At 70.4% G+C, this 13,369-nt stretch carries 14 protein-coding genes; 7 read left to right on the top strand and 7 right to left on the bottom strand.

All coding sequences use genetic code 11. The features are described from left to right. Positions 1-154: 154 nt before the first annotated feature. From ACSNOG_RS17400 to ACSNOG_RS17385, 4 genes are all read left to right on the top strand, one after another. Complete coding sequence (locus ACSNOG_RS17400; protein ID WP_168095598.1) at positions 155-334, top strand: hypothetical protein; 180 nt, start codon at positions 155-157, stop codon at positions 332-334. Positions 335-532: 198 nt separating this feature from the next. Next, positions 533-928 carry a BlaI/MecI/CopY family transcriptional regulator gene (locus ACSNOG_RS17395; protein WP_168095597.1) on the top strand — a complete coding sequence of 132 codons (396 nt, stop codon included), beginning with the start codon at positions 533-535 and terminating at the stop codon, positions 926-928. 9 nt (positions 929-937) lie between these two features. Next, the gene (locus tag ACSNOG_RS17390; protein WP_436753550.1) at positions 938-1,456 is read left to right on the top strand and encodes an amino-acid N-acetyltransferase; all 519 of its coding nucleotides are present in this window, start codon (positions 938-940) and stop codon (positions 1,454-1,456) included. A gap of 160 nt (positions 1,457-1,616) precedes the next feature. After that, complete coding sequence (locus ACSNOG_RS17385; protein WP_058045639.1) at positions 1,617-1,955, top strand: histone-like nucleoid-structuring protein Lsr2; 339 nt, start codon at positions 1,617-1,619, stop codon at positions 1,953-1,955. Here the strand turns inward: ACSNOG_RS17385 and ACSNOG_RS17380 are convergent. Continuing rightward, a complete protein-coding gene (locus ACSNOG_RS17380; protein WP_436753549.1) occupies positions 1,886-2,611 on the bottom strand; it encodes an SCO3374 family protein in 726 nt (241 codons plus the stop codon). The two genes, ACSNOG_RS17385 and ACSNOG_RS17380, sit on opposite strands and share 70 nt — an antisense overlap. 499 nt (positions 2,612-3,110) lie before the next feature. Between ACSNOG_RS17380 and ACSNOG_RS17375 the strand changes: the two genes are divergently transcribed. Continuing rightward, positions 3,111-5,636 (top strand): ATP-dependent Clp protease ATP-binding subunit, encoded by a 2,526-nt coding sequence (locus ACSNOG_RS17375; RefSeq protein ID WP_436753548.1) that lies wholly within the window; start codon positions 3,111-3,113, stop codon positions 5,634-5,636. An 88-nt stretch (positions 5,637-5,724) separates the two neighbouring features. Here the strand turns inward: ACSNOG_RS17375 and ACSNOG_RS17370 are convergent, their stop codons facing one another. Together ACSNOG_RS17370 and ACSNOG_RS17365 are read right to left on the bottom strand one after the other, a co-directional pair. After that, positions 5,725-7,962 carry an NACHT domain-containing protein gene (locus ACSNOG_RS17370; protein ID WP_436753547.1) on the bottom strand — a complete coding sequence of 746 codons (2,238 nt, stop codon included), beginning with the start codon at positions 7,960-7,962 and terminating at the stop codon, positions 5,725-5,727. 2 nt (positions 7,963-7,964) lie between these two features. Then, the gene (locus ACSNOG_RS17365; protein ID WP_436753546.1) at positions 7,965-8,303 is read right to left on the bottom strand and encodes a trypco2 family protein; all 339 of its coding nucleotides are present in this window, start codon (positions 8,301-8,303) and stop codon (positions 7,965-7,967) included. 352 nt (positions 8,304-8,655) lie between these two features. On the opposite strand from ACSNOG_RS17365, the gene ACSNOG_RS17360 reads away from it, so the two are divergent. Both ACSNOG_RS17360 and ACSNOG_RS17355 read left to right on the top strand, forming a co-directional pair. Further along, positions 8,656-9,390, top strand: coding sequence for a M23 family metallopeptidase (locus tag ACSNOG_RS17360; RefSeq protein ID WP_436753545.1), 735 nt, complete (start codon positions 8,656-8,658; stop codon positions 9,388-9,390). A gap of 102 nt (positions 9,391-9,492) precedes the next feature. Continuing rightward, entirely contained in the window at positions 9,493-9,954 is a 462-nt protein-coding gene (locus ACSNOG_RS17355) for a VOC family protein (RefSeq protein WP_436753544.1), read from the top strand. A 47-nt stretch (positions 9,955-10,001) separates the two neighbouring features. On the opposite strand, the gene cseC is transcribed toward ACSNOG_RS17355, so the two are convergent. The 4 genes from cseC to ACSNOG_RS17335 all read right to left on the bottom strand — a co-directional run bounded on the left by cseC (position 10,002) and on the right by ACSNOG_RS17335 (position 13,362). Beyond that, positions 10,002-11,303 (bottom strand): two-component system sensor histidine kinase CseC, encoded by a 1,302-nt coding sequence (gene cseC, locus ACSNOG_RS17350; protein WP_436753543.1) that lies wholly within the window; start codon positions 11,301-11,303, stop codon positions 10,002-10,004. A 136-nt stretch (positions 11,304-11,439) separates the two neighbouring features. Beyond that, positions 11,440-12,147, bottom strand: coding sequence for a two-component system response regulator CseB (cseB, locus tag ACSNOG_RS17345; RefSeq protein ID WP_436753542.1), 708 nt, complete (start codon positions 12,145-12,147; stop codon positions 11,440-11,442). A 7-nt stretch (positions 12,148-12,154) separates the two neighbouring features. Continuing rightward, entirely contained in the window at positions 12,155-12,826 is a 672-nt protein-coding gene (locus ACSNOG_RS17340) for a hypothetical protein (RefSeq protein ID WP_436753541.1), read from the bottom strand. Then, positions 12,814-13,362: a SigE family RNA polymerase sigma factor gene (locus tag ACSNOG_RS17335; protein ID WP_120755533.1), complete on the bottom strand. Its 549-nt coding sequence runs from the start codon at positions 13,360-13,362 to the stop codon at positions 12,814-12,816. The genes ACSNOG_RS17340 and ACSNOG_RS17335 overlap by 13 nt, the downstream gene beginning before the upstream one ends. Positions 13,363-13,369 lie beyond the last annotated feature (7 nt).

Genomic DNA, 13,369 nt, shown 5'->3' with positions numbered 1-13,369 from the left:
CCGGCGAGGTCTTCCCGCCCCGGCGCAAGCCCGCCCCGCCCCCGGCGGGCGAGGCGCCGCACGCCCGACCCGCCTGAAAGGGCTTCCGGAGCGCGCGTAATCTGGACGGGTCGCTCAATCCGCGCAAAGCCCGACCCAGAAGGAGCCGTCGGCCATGGACTATGTCGCCGCGCTGGTGCCGCCCGTCGTCATGGCGATCGCCTTTACCGCCCTGGTCGTCACGATCATCAAGAGTCAGGGCGGCGCGAACAAGGCCAAGGAGGACGCCCTGGTCGACGCGGCCCTGGCCCGCGCCGAGGCGGCCCAGCAGGCCGGCAAGGGCAGCGCCGCCTGACCCGTCCGTCTCCGGCGCACCGCCCGGCCCGGCGCGCAGCCCCGCACGGCGCTGCGCCCGCCGGGCGCGCCCCCGGCGGGCGCGGGTGCTCATGGGCGTACGGTTCGAGACCGCATTTCTCGGCCGTGCGCCCTTTTCGCTGCCGCTTTGCTGCCGCGATAAAGCGTCATTCCAGACATCTCCCACTATTATTCGCGTGTGGTCAGACGCCTGGGTGATCTGGAAGACGCCGTCATGACGCGCGTGTGGGACTGGAACCGGCCGGTCACTGTTCGAGAAGTACTGGAAGACCTTCAACAGGAACGGTCCATCGCCTACACCACGGTCATGACCGTAATGGACAACCTGTATCAGAAGGGCTGGCTGCGCAGGGAAGCGGAAGGCCGCGCCTATCGATATGAGGCGGTCTCCAACCGGGCGGCCTACTCAGCCGCACTGATGAACGAAGCGTGGTCCGTGAGCGACAACCCCGCGGCCGCTCTCGTCGCCTTCTTCGGCATGATGTCGGCCGAACAACGCGAAGCCCTGCGGGACGCCATCCGGGTCGTCCAACTCGACGGGCCCGGCGACGGCACCGGCACCCCGGGGCGATAGCGTCCGGGCATGCCCGCACTATCAAAAGTCGTCACCGTCCGCCGTGCCCGGACCAGCGATGTGCCGGCGCTGCGCCGTCTCATCAACACGTACGTTCGTGACCGCATCCTCCTCGACAAAGCCACCGTCACTCTTTACGAGGACATCCAGGAGTTCTGGGTGGCCGAGCGGGACGAGGACGGCAGTGTCATCGGCTGCGGGGCCCTGCACGTGATGTGGGAAGACCTGGCCGAGGTGCGCACTCTCGCGGTGGACCCGGGCGTCAAGGGCGGCGGCGTGGGCCACGCCGTACTGGACAAGCTGCTGCAGACGGCGCGCTGGCTCGGCGTGCGGCGCATTTTCTGCCTCACCTTCGAAGTGGACTTCTTCGCGAAGCACGGCTTCGTGGAGATCGGTGAGACACCCGTGGACGGTGATGTCTACAGCGAGCTGCTGCGTTCCTATGACGAGGGCGTCGCCGAGTTCCTGGGTCTCGAACGGGTGAAGCCGAACACCCTTGGCAACAGCCGGATGCTTCTGCATCTGTGATCGCGGTCCCTATGTCCGAATCGCGCCCCTATCACATGCCTCCGGAAGGGATGGTTCCCACGCGGAAGGCGGGCTGAACCTTCCCGGGGGGTTTGTGTTTTTCCGGGAAAGGCGGTTTGCTATTCCTCCGTAATCCCATTTTCCACTGAAAGGATTCCCCGTGGCGCAGAAGGTTCAGGTCCTTCTTGTCGATGACCTCGACGGTGGCGAGGCCGACGAGACCGTGACGTTCGCCCTGGACGGGAAGACGTACGAGATCGACCTCACCACGGCCAACGCTGACAAGCTCCGCGGCCTGCTGGAGCCGTACACCCGCAGTGGCCGCCGCACCGGTGGCCGTGCCGCCGGCGCCCGTGGCAAGGTGCGCGCCGCCGCCGCTGCCGGCAGCCCGGACACCGCGAAGATCCGCGCCTGGGCCAAGAAGAACGGCTACAGCGTCAACGACCGCGGCCGCGTGCCCGCCGACATCCGCGAGGCGTACGAGAAGGCCAACGGCTGATCTTCCGCCGGCGCCTGCGAGCGTGCCCTGCGGGCGCGCAGCAACCGGGCCCGGTGGACCTCCGTGGCCGCCGCGCCCACGAGCCGTGCGAGATCGGGGGCGTCCCCATCGCCCCCGAGGCCGGTCACCGGCAGTGACGGCTCGACCCCGCCCCCCGGGCTCCCCGGTGCGGGAGGCCGCACCCACACGGCCCTCCCCGGCTCGCCGGGCCCACCGGGACCGGCCGGCTCTCCCGGAGTGACCGGCTCTCCCGGACGGAGCGGCCCGAGCGGCCCGAGGCGCCCGTGGCCCGGGCCGACGGGCACCGGCGCGGCGATCCGCCCGCCCGGCCCCCGCACGGCCAGGTCCAGGGGGACCGCGCTCCACTCCAGCCAGTCGAGCAGCCCCGGCAGCTCGTCCGCGCTGCCCGCAGCGACCAGGAACCACACCCTCCGCGTCCGGACGTCGAGGGCGACGGGGCCGGTGCGCACCGGGCGGGCGAGCACGGCGGAGCCGGCGTCCAGAGGAAGGTCCAGGACGTCGAAGCGGAGCCCGGTCAGCAGCTCCAGGGGCGGCGCCGCGCCGGAGGTCGGCCAGCCCAGCTCGTGCTCGTACCACCGACGCGCCTGGCACCATGGATCCGCGGGACCGCCGGGGCACGGGAGGGCAACGGTCATGTGCGGTGCAACTGTGAAACCGCCAAGAGGTTACTCTGGGTGGGCAGTTGGGAACACTCCGTATAAGGGCTGGGGGGCGCACAGGCGCTCCGGGCGGCGTGAGGGTGTTCGCCCGTAGCGGATGGACGGTGCCTGCGCCGCATGGACTGTCGATCCTTGCGGGTAAGAGGTTCCCCATGGGAAGAGGCGGTGCGACACCGCGCGGAGCGCGTCACCACGGGTGGCGGCGGGCGATGGGCGGGCGTGTCGGGCCGGGCGCGCGTTCGCCGTCGGCGTAGTGACGGCGAGCGTATATGCCTGGCCTGCGGGAACATCGTCTCCCACCATCGGGTTGGAGGAGATGTCGGCTGTTCGGCAGCAGGTTTCCCCGCCGACGCGGGGTGATCCGGACGGATGTCGGCAGTTGGAATGAGCTGTCCCGTCCCGCGGGACTAGCATGCGGAAGGACAGGGAGGGGACCGACCCCTACTTGCCTGACCGCTCTGAGGAGCGATTAACGATGTTCGAGAGGTTCACCGACCGTGCGCGGCGGGTTGTCGTCCTGGCTCAGGAAGAAGCCCGGATGCTCAACCACAACTACATCGGCACCGAGCACATCCTCCTGGGCCTGATCCACGAGGGTGAGGGTGTCGCCGCTAAGGCCCTGGAGAGCCTCGGGATTTCGCTCGAGGCGGTCCGCCAGCAGGTGGAGGAGATCATCGGTCAGGGCCAGCAGGCCCCGTCCGGGCACATTCCCTTCACCCCCCGTGCGAAGAAGGTCCTGGAGCTCTCGCTCCGCGAGGCCCTTCAGCTCGGCCACAACTACATCGGCACCGAGCACATCCTGCTCGGCCTGATCCGCGAGGGCGAGGGCGTCGCCGCCCAGGTCCTCGTGAAGCTGGGCGCCGATCTCAACCGAGTCCGGCAGCAGGTCATCCAGCTGCTCTCCGGCTACCAGGGCAAGGAGGCCGCCACGGCCGGCGGCCCGGCCGAGGGCACGCCCTCGACCTCGCTCGTCCTGGACCAGTTCGGCCGCAACCTGACGCAGGCCGCTCGCGAATCCAAGCTCGACCCGGTCATCGGGCGCGAGAAGGAGATCGAGCGCGTCATGCAGGTTCTCTCCCGCCGTACGAAGAACAACCCGGTCCTCATCGGCGAGCCCGGCGTCGGCAAGACCGCCGTCGTCGAGGGCCTGGCCCAGGCCATCGTCAAGGGCGAGGTGCCCGAGACCCTCAAGGACAAGCACCTCTACACCCTCGACCTCGGCGCCCTGGTCGCCGGCTCCCGCTACCGCGGTGACTTCGAGGAGCGCCTGAAGAAGGTCCTCAAGGAGATCCGCACCCGCGGCGACATCATCCTGTTCATCGACGAGCTCCACACCCTGGTGGGTGCGGGTGCCGCCGAGGGCGCGATCGACGCCGCCAGCATCCTCAAGCCGATGCTGGCCCGCGGCGAGCTGCAGACCATCGGTGCCACCACGCTCGACGAGTACCGCAAGCACCTGGAGAAGGACGCCGCCCTCGAGCGCCGCTTCCAGCCCATCCAGGTCGCCGAGCCGTCGCTGCCGCACACCATCGAGATCCTCAAGGGTCTGCGCGACCGCTACGAGGCCCACCACCGCGTCTCCATCACGGACGAGGCGCTGGTCCAGGCCGCCACGCTCGCCGACCGCTACATCTCCGACCGCTTCCTGCCGGACAAGGCGATCGACCTGATCGACGAGGCCGGCTCCCGGATGCGCATCCGCCGGATGACCGCGCCGCCGGACCTCCGCGAGTTCGACGAGAAGATCGCCGACGTGCGCCGCGAGAAGGAGTCCGCGATCGACTCGCAGGACTTCGAGAAGGCCGCCTCCCTGCGCGACAAGGAGAAGCAGCTCCTCGCCGCGAAGACCAAGCGGGAGAAGGAGTGGAAGGCCGGCGACATGGACGTCGTCGCCGAGGTCGACGGCGAGCTGATCGCCGAGGTCCTCGCCACGGCCACCGGCATCCCGGTCTTCAAGCTGACGGAGGAGGAGTCCTCCCGCCTGCTGCGCATGGAGGACGAGCTGCACAAGCGCGTCATCGGCCAGAAGGACGCCATCAAGGCGCTCTCGCAGGCCATCCGGCGCACCCGTGCGGGTCTGAAGGACCCCAAGCGTCCGGGCGGATCGTTCATCTTCGCCGGCCCCTCCGGCGTCGGTAAGACCGAGCTGTCCAAGACCCTCGCCGAGTTCCTCTTCGGCGACGAGGACGCCCTGATCTCCCTCGACATGTCGGAGTTCAGCGAGAAGCACACCGTCTCGCGCCTCTTCGGCTCGCCCCCCGGCTACGTGGGCTACGAGGAGGGCGGCCAGCTGACGGAGAAGGTCCGCCGCAAGCCGTTCTCGGTCGTCCTGTTCGACGAGGTCGAGAAGGCCCACCCGGACATCTTCAACTCGCTCCTGCAGATCCTGGAGGACGGTCGCCTGACCGACTCCCAGGGCCGGGTCGTGGACTTCAAGAACACCGTCATCATCATGACGACGAACCTCGGCACCCGGGACATCTCCAAGGGCTTCAACCTGGGCTTCGCCGCCCAGGGCGACGTCAAGACCGGCTACGAGCGCATGAAGGCCAAGGTCAACGAGGAGCTCAAGCAGCACTTCCGGCCCGAGTTCCTCAACCGTGTCGACGACACGGTGGTCTTCCACCAGCTCACCGAGGAAGACATCATCCAGATCGTCGACCTCATGATCGCCAAGGTGGACGAGCGGCTCAAGGACCGCGACATGGGCATCGAGCTCAGCTCCGAGGCCAAGTCGCTCCTGGCGAAGAAGGGCTACGACCCGATCCTGGGCGCCCGCCCGCTGCGCCGCACGATCCAGCGCGAGATCGAGGACATCCTCTCGGAGAAGATCCTCTTCGGCGAGCTGCGCCCCGGCCACATCGTGGTCGTCGGCACCGAGGGCGAGGGTGAGGAGAAGAAGTTCACCTTCCGCGGCGAGGAGAAGTCGGCTCTGCCGGACACTCCGCCGATCGAGTCGGCTGCCGGCGGGGCGGGTCCGAACCTGTCCAAGGACGCGTAAGCGCTCCTGAAGCGCTCCTCGGCGCTCCGCTCATTCCGCGACAGCGGGTCGGCCCCGGAACCCCACGGTTCCGGGGCCGACCCGCTTTTCAGTGAAGGGCGGCCACCACGTCCTGGCCGAGGGAGTGCAGCTCCCTCTGGTCGCGGGCCGGCAGCAGCCTTCTCAGGCCCGCCCACACCTGCTGGTACTGCTCGTCCTCGATGTACTTCGCATTGAGCGCGCAGTGGGCCGCCAGCGCCCGCAAGGGCCATTCCGTCTCCCGGTCCGGGGCCGCGTCCGCCGCCGCCGTCAGACCGGCGAGGAGACGCCGTTCCTCACTGCGCCCGCAATGGCCGACGGTCAGCCGCAGGACGTCCTGCCACTGTTCCTCCGCCGCGTGGAGCAGCAATTCGTCCAGGCAATCGCTCTCCTGGAGCTCCTTGGCCGCCAGATAGTCCTGGAAGGTGCGGTGGATGAACTGGATCGAATCCGGGGCCTGCTCCTGGAGCATCCCGCTGCGATTGAGCAGATAGGTCAGCACGACGGGCGTCGCGCCCTGGGCCCGTACGCGGCGCAGCCCGCGCAACGCCAGATCGAGCTGGCGGACCGCCTGCTCCCGGCTGAGCTCGGCGCGGCCGTTCCGCACCAGCCAGACGGCGATTCTCTGCAGCAGTTGCCGGCTCTCGTCCGCCGTGAGGTCGATGCCCTCCGGCTTGAGAATGCGGCGGTGCGCGTCGCGCCTCGCCAGCATCAGGTTCAGCGCGGCGCTGTAGAGGTCCCAGCGGGTTTTCGGAAGGAGACCGTTCCACTGCCGGTGCAGGGCGCAGATGACCGCGCAGAGCAGCGGTGTCCGCGCCAGATCACGCAATACGGGATTGCGTTCGAATTCATGGCCGAGTTCGGGTTCGAGTCTGTCGAGCCGGTCGCGCTGCCGGTTCGCCCAGTGCTCGTCGGCATACCGGTCGCATTCCAGCCGGGCGGCCTCGTGCCACGCGGCGACGAACGACCGGATGTCCTCGTCGCCCATCGGCAGCAGCCGCAGCTCCTCGAACCCTTCCTGTTCCAGCCAGTCACTGCCCACGGCCAGCGGGCGCGCGGTGACCAGGCAGCGCGTGCGCGGATACATCCTCAGGAGCCCGGCGAGCCATTTGCGGGCCAGCTCGCGGTCCGCCTGCGGGATCTCGTCCATCCCGTCCACCAGGAGCAGCCCGCGCCCCGCCTCCAGGACGCGCCCCGCCCAGCCGTCGGGCGGCCTGTCGACCGGCAGGCGCGCGATCTTGGGGAGCTGGGAGGGGGTGGGAGAGGTGATGCCGCGGGCGGCGAGGCTGCGCATGGGGATCACGAAGGGGATCAGGCCGTCGAGCTCGGCCAGCTGCCCGGGCAGGGTGCGGCACACGGCGTGGGAGGCCAGCCACCACACGAGGGTGGTCTTGCCCGCGCCCGCCTCGCCCCGCAGCACCGTGCGCGGCCGTGAGCCGAGGAGGTCCTCGATCCGCCCCCGGGGCTCCGGCGGGCCCGGGCGCGCCGCGGGCGGCGACTGCGCCTCCAGGCTCAGGTAGGCCGTGTCCAGGTCCCAGTCGCCCGAGCTCAGCTCGTCCAGGCCGAAGATCTCCAGCCGGCTGTAGGCGGCCTTGACCGCCTTCGCGTACGCGGGCTCGTAGCCCAGGTCCTCGGGGTAGGCGGAGGAGACCTCCTCGAACGCCGGGGGATCGGGCCAGTGCTCCAGCAGGGCCCTCCTGAAGCCGGGGTCGTCGACCGCCGCGGTCAGCGGCACCGACTCGACCGACGCGTGCTGCCAGCCCAGGGGGTCCCCGCTCGCGATGCCGATCAGCAGCGGCCCCGCGAACACCGGCCCGCCCGACAGACCCGCCCAGGGCGAGCCGTCCGGGACGGGCGCCGGGGGGTGGTGGTCGGCGTGCAGGACGTAGCGCCCGCGCATCCGCCCCGACAGGGGCATCAGCGTGCCGGGGATCTGCACGGCCTCCAGCTCCTCGCACCCGGAGCGCTGGACGTGCGGGAAGCCCAGGACCTGGCAGCGCGGCATCGGCTGCCACCCGGCGCACCTGCCCCACCGCAGCGGCGGCGTGTGCCCGAGGGCCAGGACGGGCGCCCGGGCCACGAGGAGCGCCACGTCGCAGGTCTCCGGGTCGCCCGACCAGGCGACGTCGCAGAGCACGGGCGCGGCGCCGTCCGGGGCGGCGGCCACCACCCCGTCCCCGCCGTCGAACAGGTGTGCGCTCGTCAGCACTAGCCGCGGCGTCAGCAGCACCCCGCTGCCCTGCCGCGCGCCCAGCACCGCCACCAGCCGGTCCTCGACGGACGGCAGCGTCGCTCTCGCCCCGTCCACCGCTACTGCCCGGTGGACCCGAACCGCGACACCCCGCCGGGCCGCTCGTTGCCCACGCGCCAGTTGCCACCCGTGCGCGTGTCCTTCGGCGTGAGGGTGAAGGAGACCTTGTGCGTACGGGTCGAGCCGCGCGAGGCCTCCGCGTCCGCGCTGACCACCCAGGCCTTCACCCCGCCCGAGCCCTTGGCGTCCTTGCGGATCTCGACGGTGAACTCCATGGCGATCTCGCCCACGTCGAAGGCCAGGTCCTGGCCCGCTCCCCGGGCCGCCGCCGAGGTCAGGCCCTCCCGGACCGCCTGGACGGCATCCGCCAGCTCCACCTCGTCGAAACCGCTGCCCATCGACCCACCCCCAGCGCACCGGCGGCCGCTGCGCCGCGTGCGCGACCGCTGACGGGGAGCGTACCGCCGCGACCGGGTCTTTGGTCCCGGAACCGGTAAGGCCGAATGTCCTTCGGCGGTGACACCCGCCATAGGGCGTGGGTCACGTACTAAGGGAATTAGCAGACGAGTCGCCTTCGATTTCTCCCGATAACCAGGCGGATCCCCTGGTCACAGGGGTGCTGTTTACCTCCCCTTTACTACGGCATTCGCTAGTAGAGGCCGTCCTTGGCAGCTCGGCGAAAGCGGGTTACCAAGGTATGGCGATCCCGGTCCGCAGCCGGGACCTGTTTATGCCTGGAGGTTTATCCGTATGTCGAAGCGCACCGCTTTCCGTAACCCGAGCAAGACCGTTCTCCGTACCCGCGCCGCCGTCGTGGCAGCCGGCCTGGGAGCTTCGGTCGCGCTGGGTTGCGGGGTCGCGCTCGCAGCCGACACCACCGCCTCGGTGAGCGAGTTCCCCGCGTTCGCGTCCGTCGCGACGCTGGGCGACGCGCTGAACAAGCAGGCCGAGACGCAGCTGAAGGTGGCGGAGAAGGAGAAGCAGAACGCCGAGCAGGCCAAGCGGGACGCGGCCAAGCGCGCCGAGGACGCCCGCAAGCAGGCCGAGGCCTCCCGCAAGCGCGCCGACGCCTGGGTCGCGCCGGTCGCCGCCTACCAGATCGGCCAGCCGTTCGGTAAGGCCGGCGCGATGTGGGCCGCCAAGCACAGCGGCCAGGACCTCGTCGTCGGCAGCGGTACGGCCGTCATGTCCGTCCACGGCGGCACCGTCGTCAAGGCCGGCCCGAACGGCGGCGGCGACGGCCCCGCGTACGGCAACGCCATCGTGATCAAGCACGACGACAACACGTACTCCCAGTACGCCCACCTCTCGCAGGTGAAGGTCTCGGTCGGCCAGAGCGTCAGCACCGGCCAGGTCATCGGCCTGTCGGGCTCCACCGGCAACTCGTCCGGCCCCCACCTGCACTTCGAGATCCGCACCACCCCGAACTACGGCACCGCCGTCGAGCCGGTGGCCTTCCTGAAGGCCCACGGCGGGAACCTCTGATCCATCGGATCCACCCGGAGCCGGTGCACCGCGACACGCGGGGCACCGGCTCCTGCTTTTACGGTGGTAATGCAGTGCAATAACCGGCGATCGGAGCGCGTCATGATCAAGGGAATTGCCATCACCACCGTCTGGGTCCTCGACCAGGACCGGGCGAAGGATTTCTACACGAACAAGCTCGGTCTGCAGGTCCGCACCGATATGACCATGGGCGGCGACGAGGGAATGCGCTGGCTCACGGTGGGTGCCGCGGACCAGCCGGACGTCGAGCTGACGCTGATGGTCCCCGGCCCGCCCGGGCTCGGCCCCGAGGCGGCGGAGGCCGTGAAGAAGCTGGTGGCCGAGGGCGCGCTGGGCGCGGGGGTGCTGAGCACGGACGACGTCCACCGCGACTACGAGACCCTCAAGGCCAGGGGCGTGGAGTTCCTGCAGGAGCCCCAGCAGCGGCCGTACGGCACGGAGGCGATCCTGCGCGACGACTCCGGCAACTGGTTCTCGCTGACGCAGCGCAACGAGCAGCTGGACATGGACAAGGCCTGGGGCGAGTGCGTCGACCCGATGTGAGGACCGGCCGTGGCCCGGCCGCGGCCCCTGCCCCGGCACTTGGGTGATCAGTCCGGCACTTGGATGACCGGGAACGTCCCGGTGCTCGTCGGCGCCGACTCCGGCAGCCACAGCACCGCGATGGCCCCCGTGCCGCCCTCCACCTCGGGGTCGGCGTTGCGGAAGGTCAGGCGCGCGCCCAGCACCCGCGCCTGACCGGCGGCGATGGTCAGGCCCAGGCCGTGGCCCTTGCCCGCGCGGTCCTTGCTGCCCGTGCGGAAGCGGCTCGGGCCCTCCTGGAGCAGTTCCTCGGGGAAGCCGGGCCCGTGGTCGCGCACGCGCAGCACGCGCCCCTCGACGGTGACGTCGAACGGCGGCTTGCCGTGCTTGGCGGCATTGGCCAGGAGGTTGCCGATGATGCGCTCCAGGCGGCGCGGGTCCGTGGAGACGTAGGCGTCCCGCGCGACCCGTACGCGGGCTTCGGGCTCGAACGCGCGGACGCGGCGCTCGACGAACTCGCCCAGCAGGATCTCCTGCAGCTCGGCGCGCTCGGCGAAGCCGTCCAGCCGGGCGACCTCCAGGACGTCCTCCACCAGGGTGCGCATGGCCTGGGCGCGGTCGCGGACGAGCTCGGTGGGCCGGCCCGGCGGCAGCAGCTCGGCGGCGGTGAGCAGGCCGGTGACGGGGGTGCGCAGCTCGTGGGCGATGTCGGCGGTGACGCGCCGCTCGGCCTCCAGCCTGCGCTGGAGCGCCTCGGCCATGCCGTCCACGGCGCGCGCGAGGTCGTCGGTCTCGTCGCGGACGCGGCCGCCGATGGCCTCGCGCACCCGCACCCCGGAGTCGCCGTCGGCGAGCTTGCGGGCGGCCGTGGCGGCCTTGCGCAGCCGGCGGGAGAGCTGGTCGCCGATGAGGATGCCGAGCGCGCAGCCGCCGAGGACGACGGAGACCGAGCCGATGATCAGGGCCTTGTCGAGCGCGTCGATGATGGAGAACCGGTCCTTGAACCGGGTGTGGATCGAGAGGATCTTGCCGTTGCGGACCGGCACCGAGGCCCAGACCTCCGGCGAGCCCTTGCCGCCGGAGTCCTGCAGGAAGGTGGCGCGCTGGCCGATGGCGGCGGCGTCGCGCAGCGGCTTGGGCAGCGTGGGATCGTCGATCTTGGCGTGCAGCATCAGCCGGCCGGTGTTCTCGTAGTACCGCTGGGCGATCTGCACGCGCTCGTCCATGACGTCGCGGCTGTTGTCGAGCATCGACAGGCGGGCGGCGTTGTGCACGACGAGGCTCAGCGCCACCGCGACCAGTGCGCTGACGCCCGCGATGGCGAGGCTGACCTTCCAGCGCAGACCGGAGCGGAGGGCGAGCTTCACCACGAGCGCGTCCCCGCCGTCCGAAGACCCGCTGTCCGAAGACCCGCTGTCCGAAGACCCGCCGTCCGATGATCCGCTGTCCGGAGATCCGCCGTCCGGAGATCCTCCGGGCGGATCACCATGGGGTGGTCACCCCTCGTCACCCTCTGAGCTTGTAGCCGAAGCCGCGGACCGTCTCGATCCGGTCCTGGCCGATCTTGCCGCGCAGCCGCTGCACGTGGACGTCGACCACGCGCGTGTCGCCGCCCCAGCCGTAGTCCCACACCCGCTCCAGCAGCCGGTCGCGCGAGAGGACCGTGCCGGGCGCGGCGGAGAACTCCAGCAGCAGCCGCATCTCGGTGGGGGTCAGCGCGACGGGCACGCCGCCCTTGCGGACCTCCATGCCGTCCGTGTCGACCTCCAGGTCGCCGAAGCGCAGCACGCCGCCTTCCAGCTCCTCGGGGGTGTCGGCCCCGGCGGCGCCGTTCTTCCCGCCGGCGTGCCCGAAGCGGCGCAGCACGGCCCGTATGCGGGCGACGAGCACCGCGCCGTCGAAGGGCTTGGTGACGTAGTCGTCGGCGCCGGCCTCCAGGCCCAGGACGACGTCGATGGAGTCCGCGCGCGCCGACAGCATGATCACGGGCACGGTCGACTCGTCGCGGATCCGGCGGCAGAGGCTGACCCCGTCCAGGCCGGGGACCATGACGTCGAGCAGCGCGATGTCGGGCTTGCGGGCGCGGAACCTCTCCAGCCCCAGCAGCCCGTCCGGCACCGCGGTCACCTCGAAGCCGTCGCGCTCCAGTGCCAGCTGGGTCGCCTCACGGATGACGTCGTCGTCCTCCACGAAGAGCACATGCGTATCGGCCACGCTGCCCTCAGCCCTCCGTTCCCACGCTCGGGAAATCGCCCTTGTCGGTGTTGCCGCCGACCTTGCTGTAGTCGGTGTGGGTGCGACCGGTCTCCCGGAACTCCGTACCCGACCAGTGGTACGTCATGACATCTTCGCCCGAAGCGCAGCAGACCGCGTCACCGGGGCCGTAGACCTGCTTGGTGACGCGGAGGTCGCGGCGGTCGATCTCGGAGTAGACGGGCGCCTGCTCGATCATGAACACGTTCTCGTAGGAGCCGTCGCTCCTGGCACGGTACACATACGAGCCGACGCCCACGGAATCGCCACAGGTGAGGATGTTGACGACGATGTCGTCACGGCTGCCGTCGGTCAGCTTCCCGTAGATCACGTCCAGCGGGTACTGGTTCTTCACGCACGGCTTCAGGTCCTTCTTGACCTGGCTGCCGATCTTCGGGTCGTTCTTGATCAGCTTGACGGCGTCGATCTTCTCGTGCGGCCGCTCCGCGGTCGCCGAGGCCGAGGGCATGCGGGTCGGCTTCGCCGCCGACTGCGTCTGCGCGGTGCCTTCCTTGCGGACGCCCTCGCTGCCCGCGTCGCAGCCGGCAAGCAGAAGACCGGCGGCCGCGGCCAGAGCTGTGACCGTGCCGCCGGTGATCAGTACCGGCCTGGTGGGAGCCGCCTTTTTCAGGCTGCGCACCGTTCCTGCCCCCGCTCGTTGCGCTCGAGGGCGTGGAAGTCCAGGTCGCGGCTCTCCAGTTCCTGGCGCAGCCGGGCCAGGGCCCGGTGCAGCGTGCTCTTGACCGTGCCGGTCGACATGCCGAGCGCCTCCGCGGTCTCCTCGGTGCTCATCTGCTCCCAGTGTCGCAGCACGACGACGCTGCGCTGCTTGGGCGCCAGGACTCCGAGGACGTCCATCAGCAGGGCGCGGTCGGCGTGCTGCTCCGTGCCGTCCTCGACGCTCGCGTCGGGGAGCTGCTCGGTGGGCACCTCGTCGAGCTTGCGGGCGCGCCACCACTCCGTACGAGTGTTGATCATGACACGGCGGAGGTAGGCGTCGGCCAGCGACTTGTCCGCTATGCCTTCCCAGCGGCCGTAGGTGCGCACGAGAGCGGTCTGGAGGAGGTCCTGTGCGTCGATGGGGTCCGGCACGAGACGGCGGGCGCTGCGCAGGAGGGCGTCCTGACGGTTGCGCACGTACTCCTCGAAGTCCAGAACCTTGCCGCTGCTGGCCATCTCGCAG

Source organism: Streptomyces sp. URMC 124, assembly GCF_051386455.1.
Lineage (GTDB): Bacteria > Actinomycetota > Actinomycetes > Streptomycetales > Streptomycetaceae > Streptomyces.
Note: the sequence above shows the minus strand (reverse complement) of the source record. Positions and strands in the feature narration are given on the sequence as shown.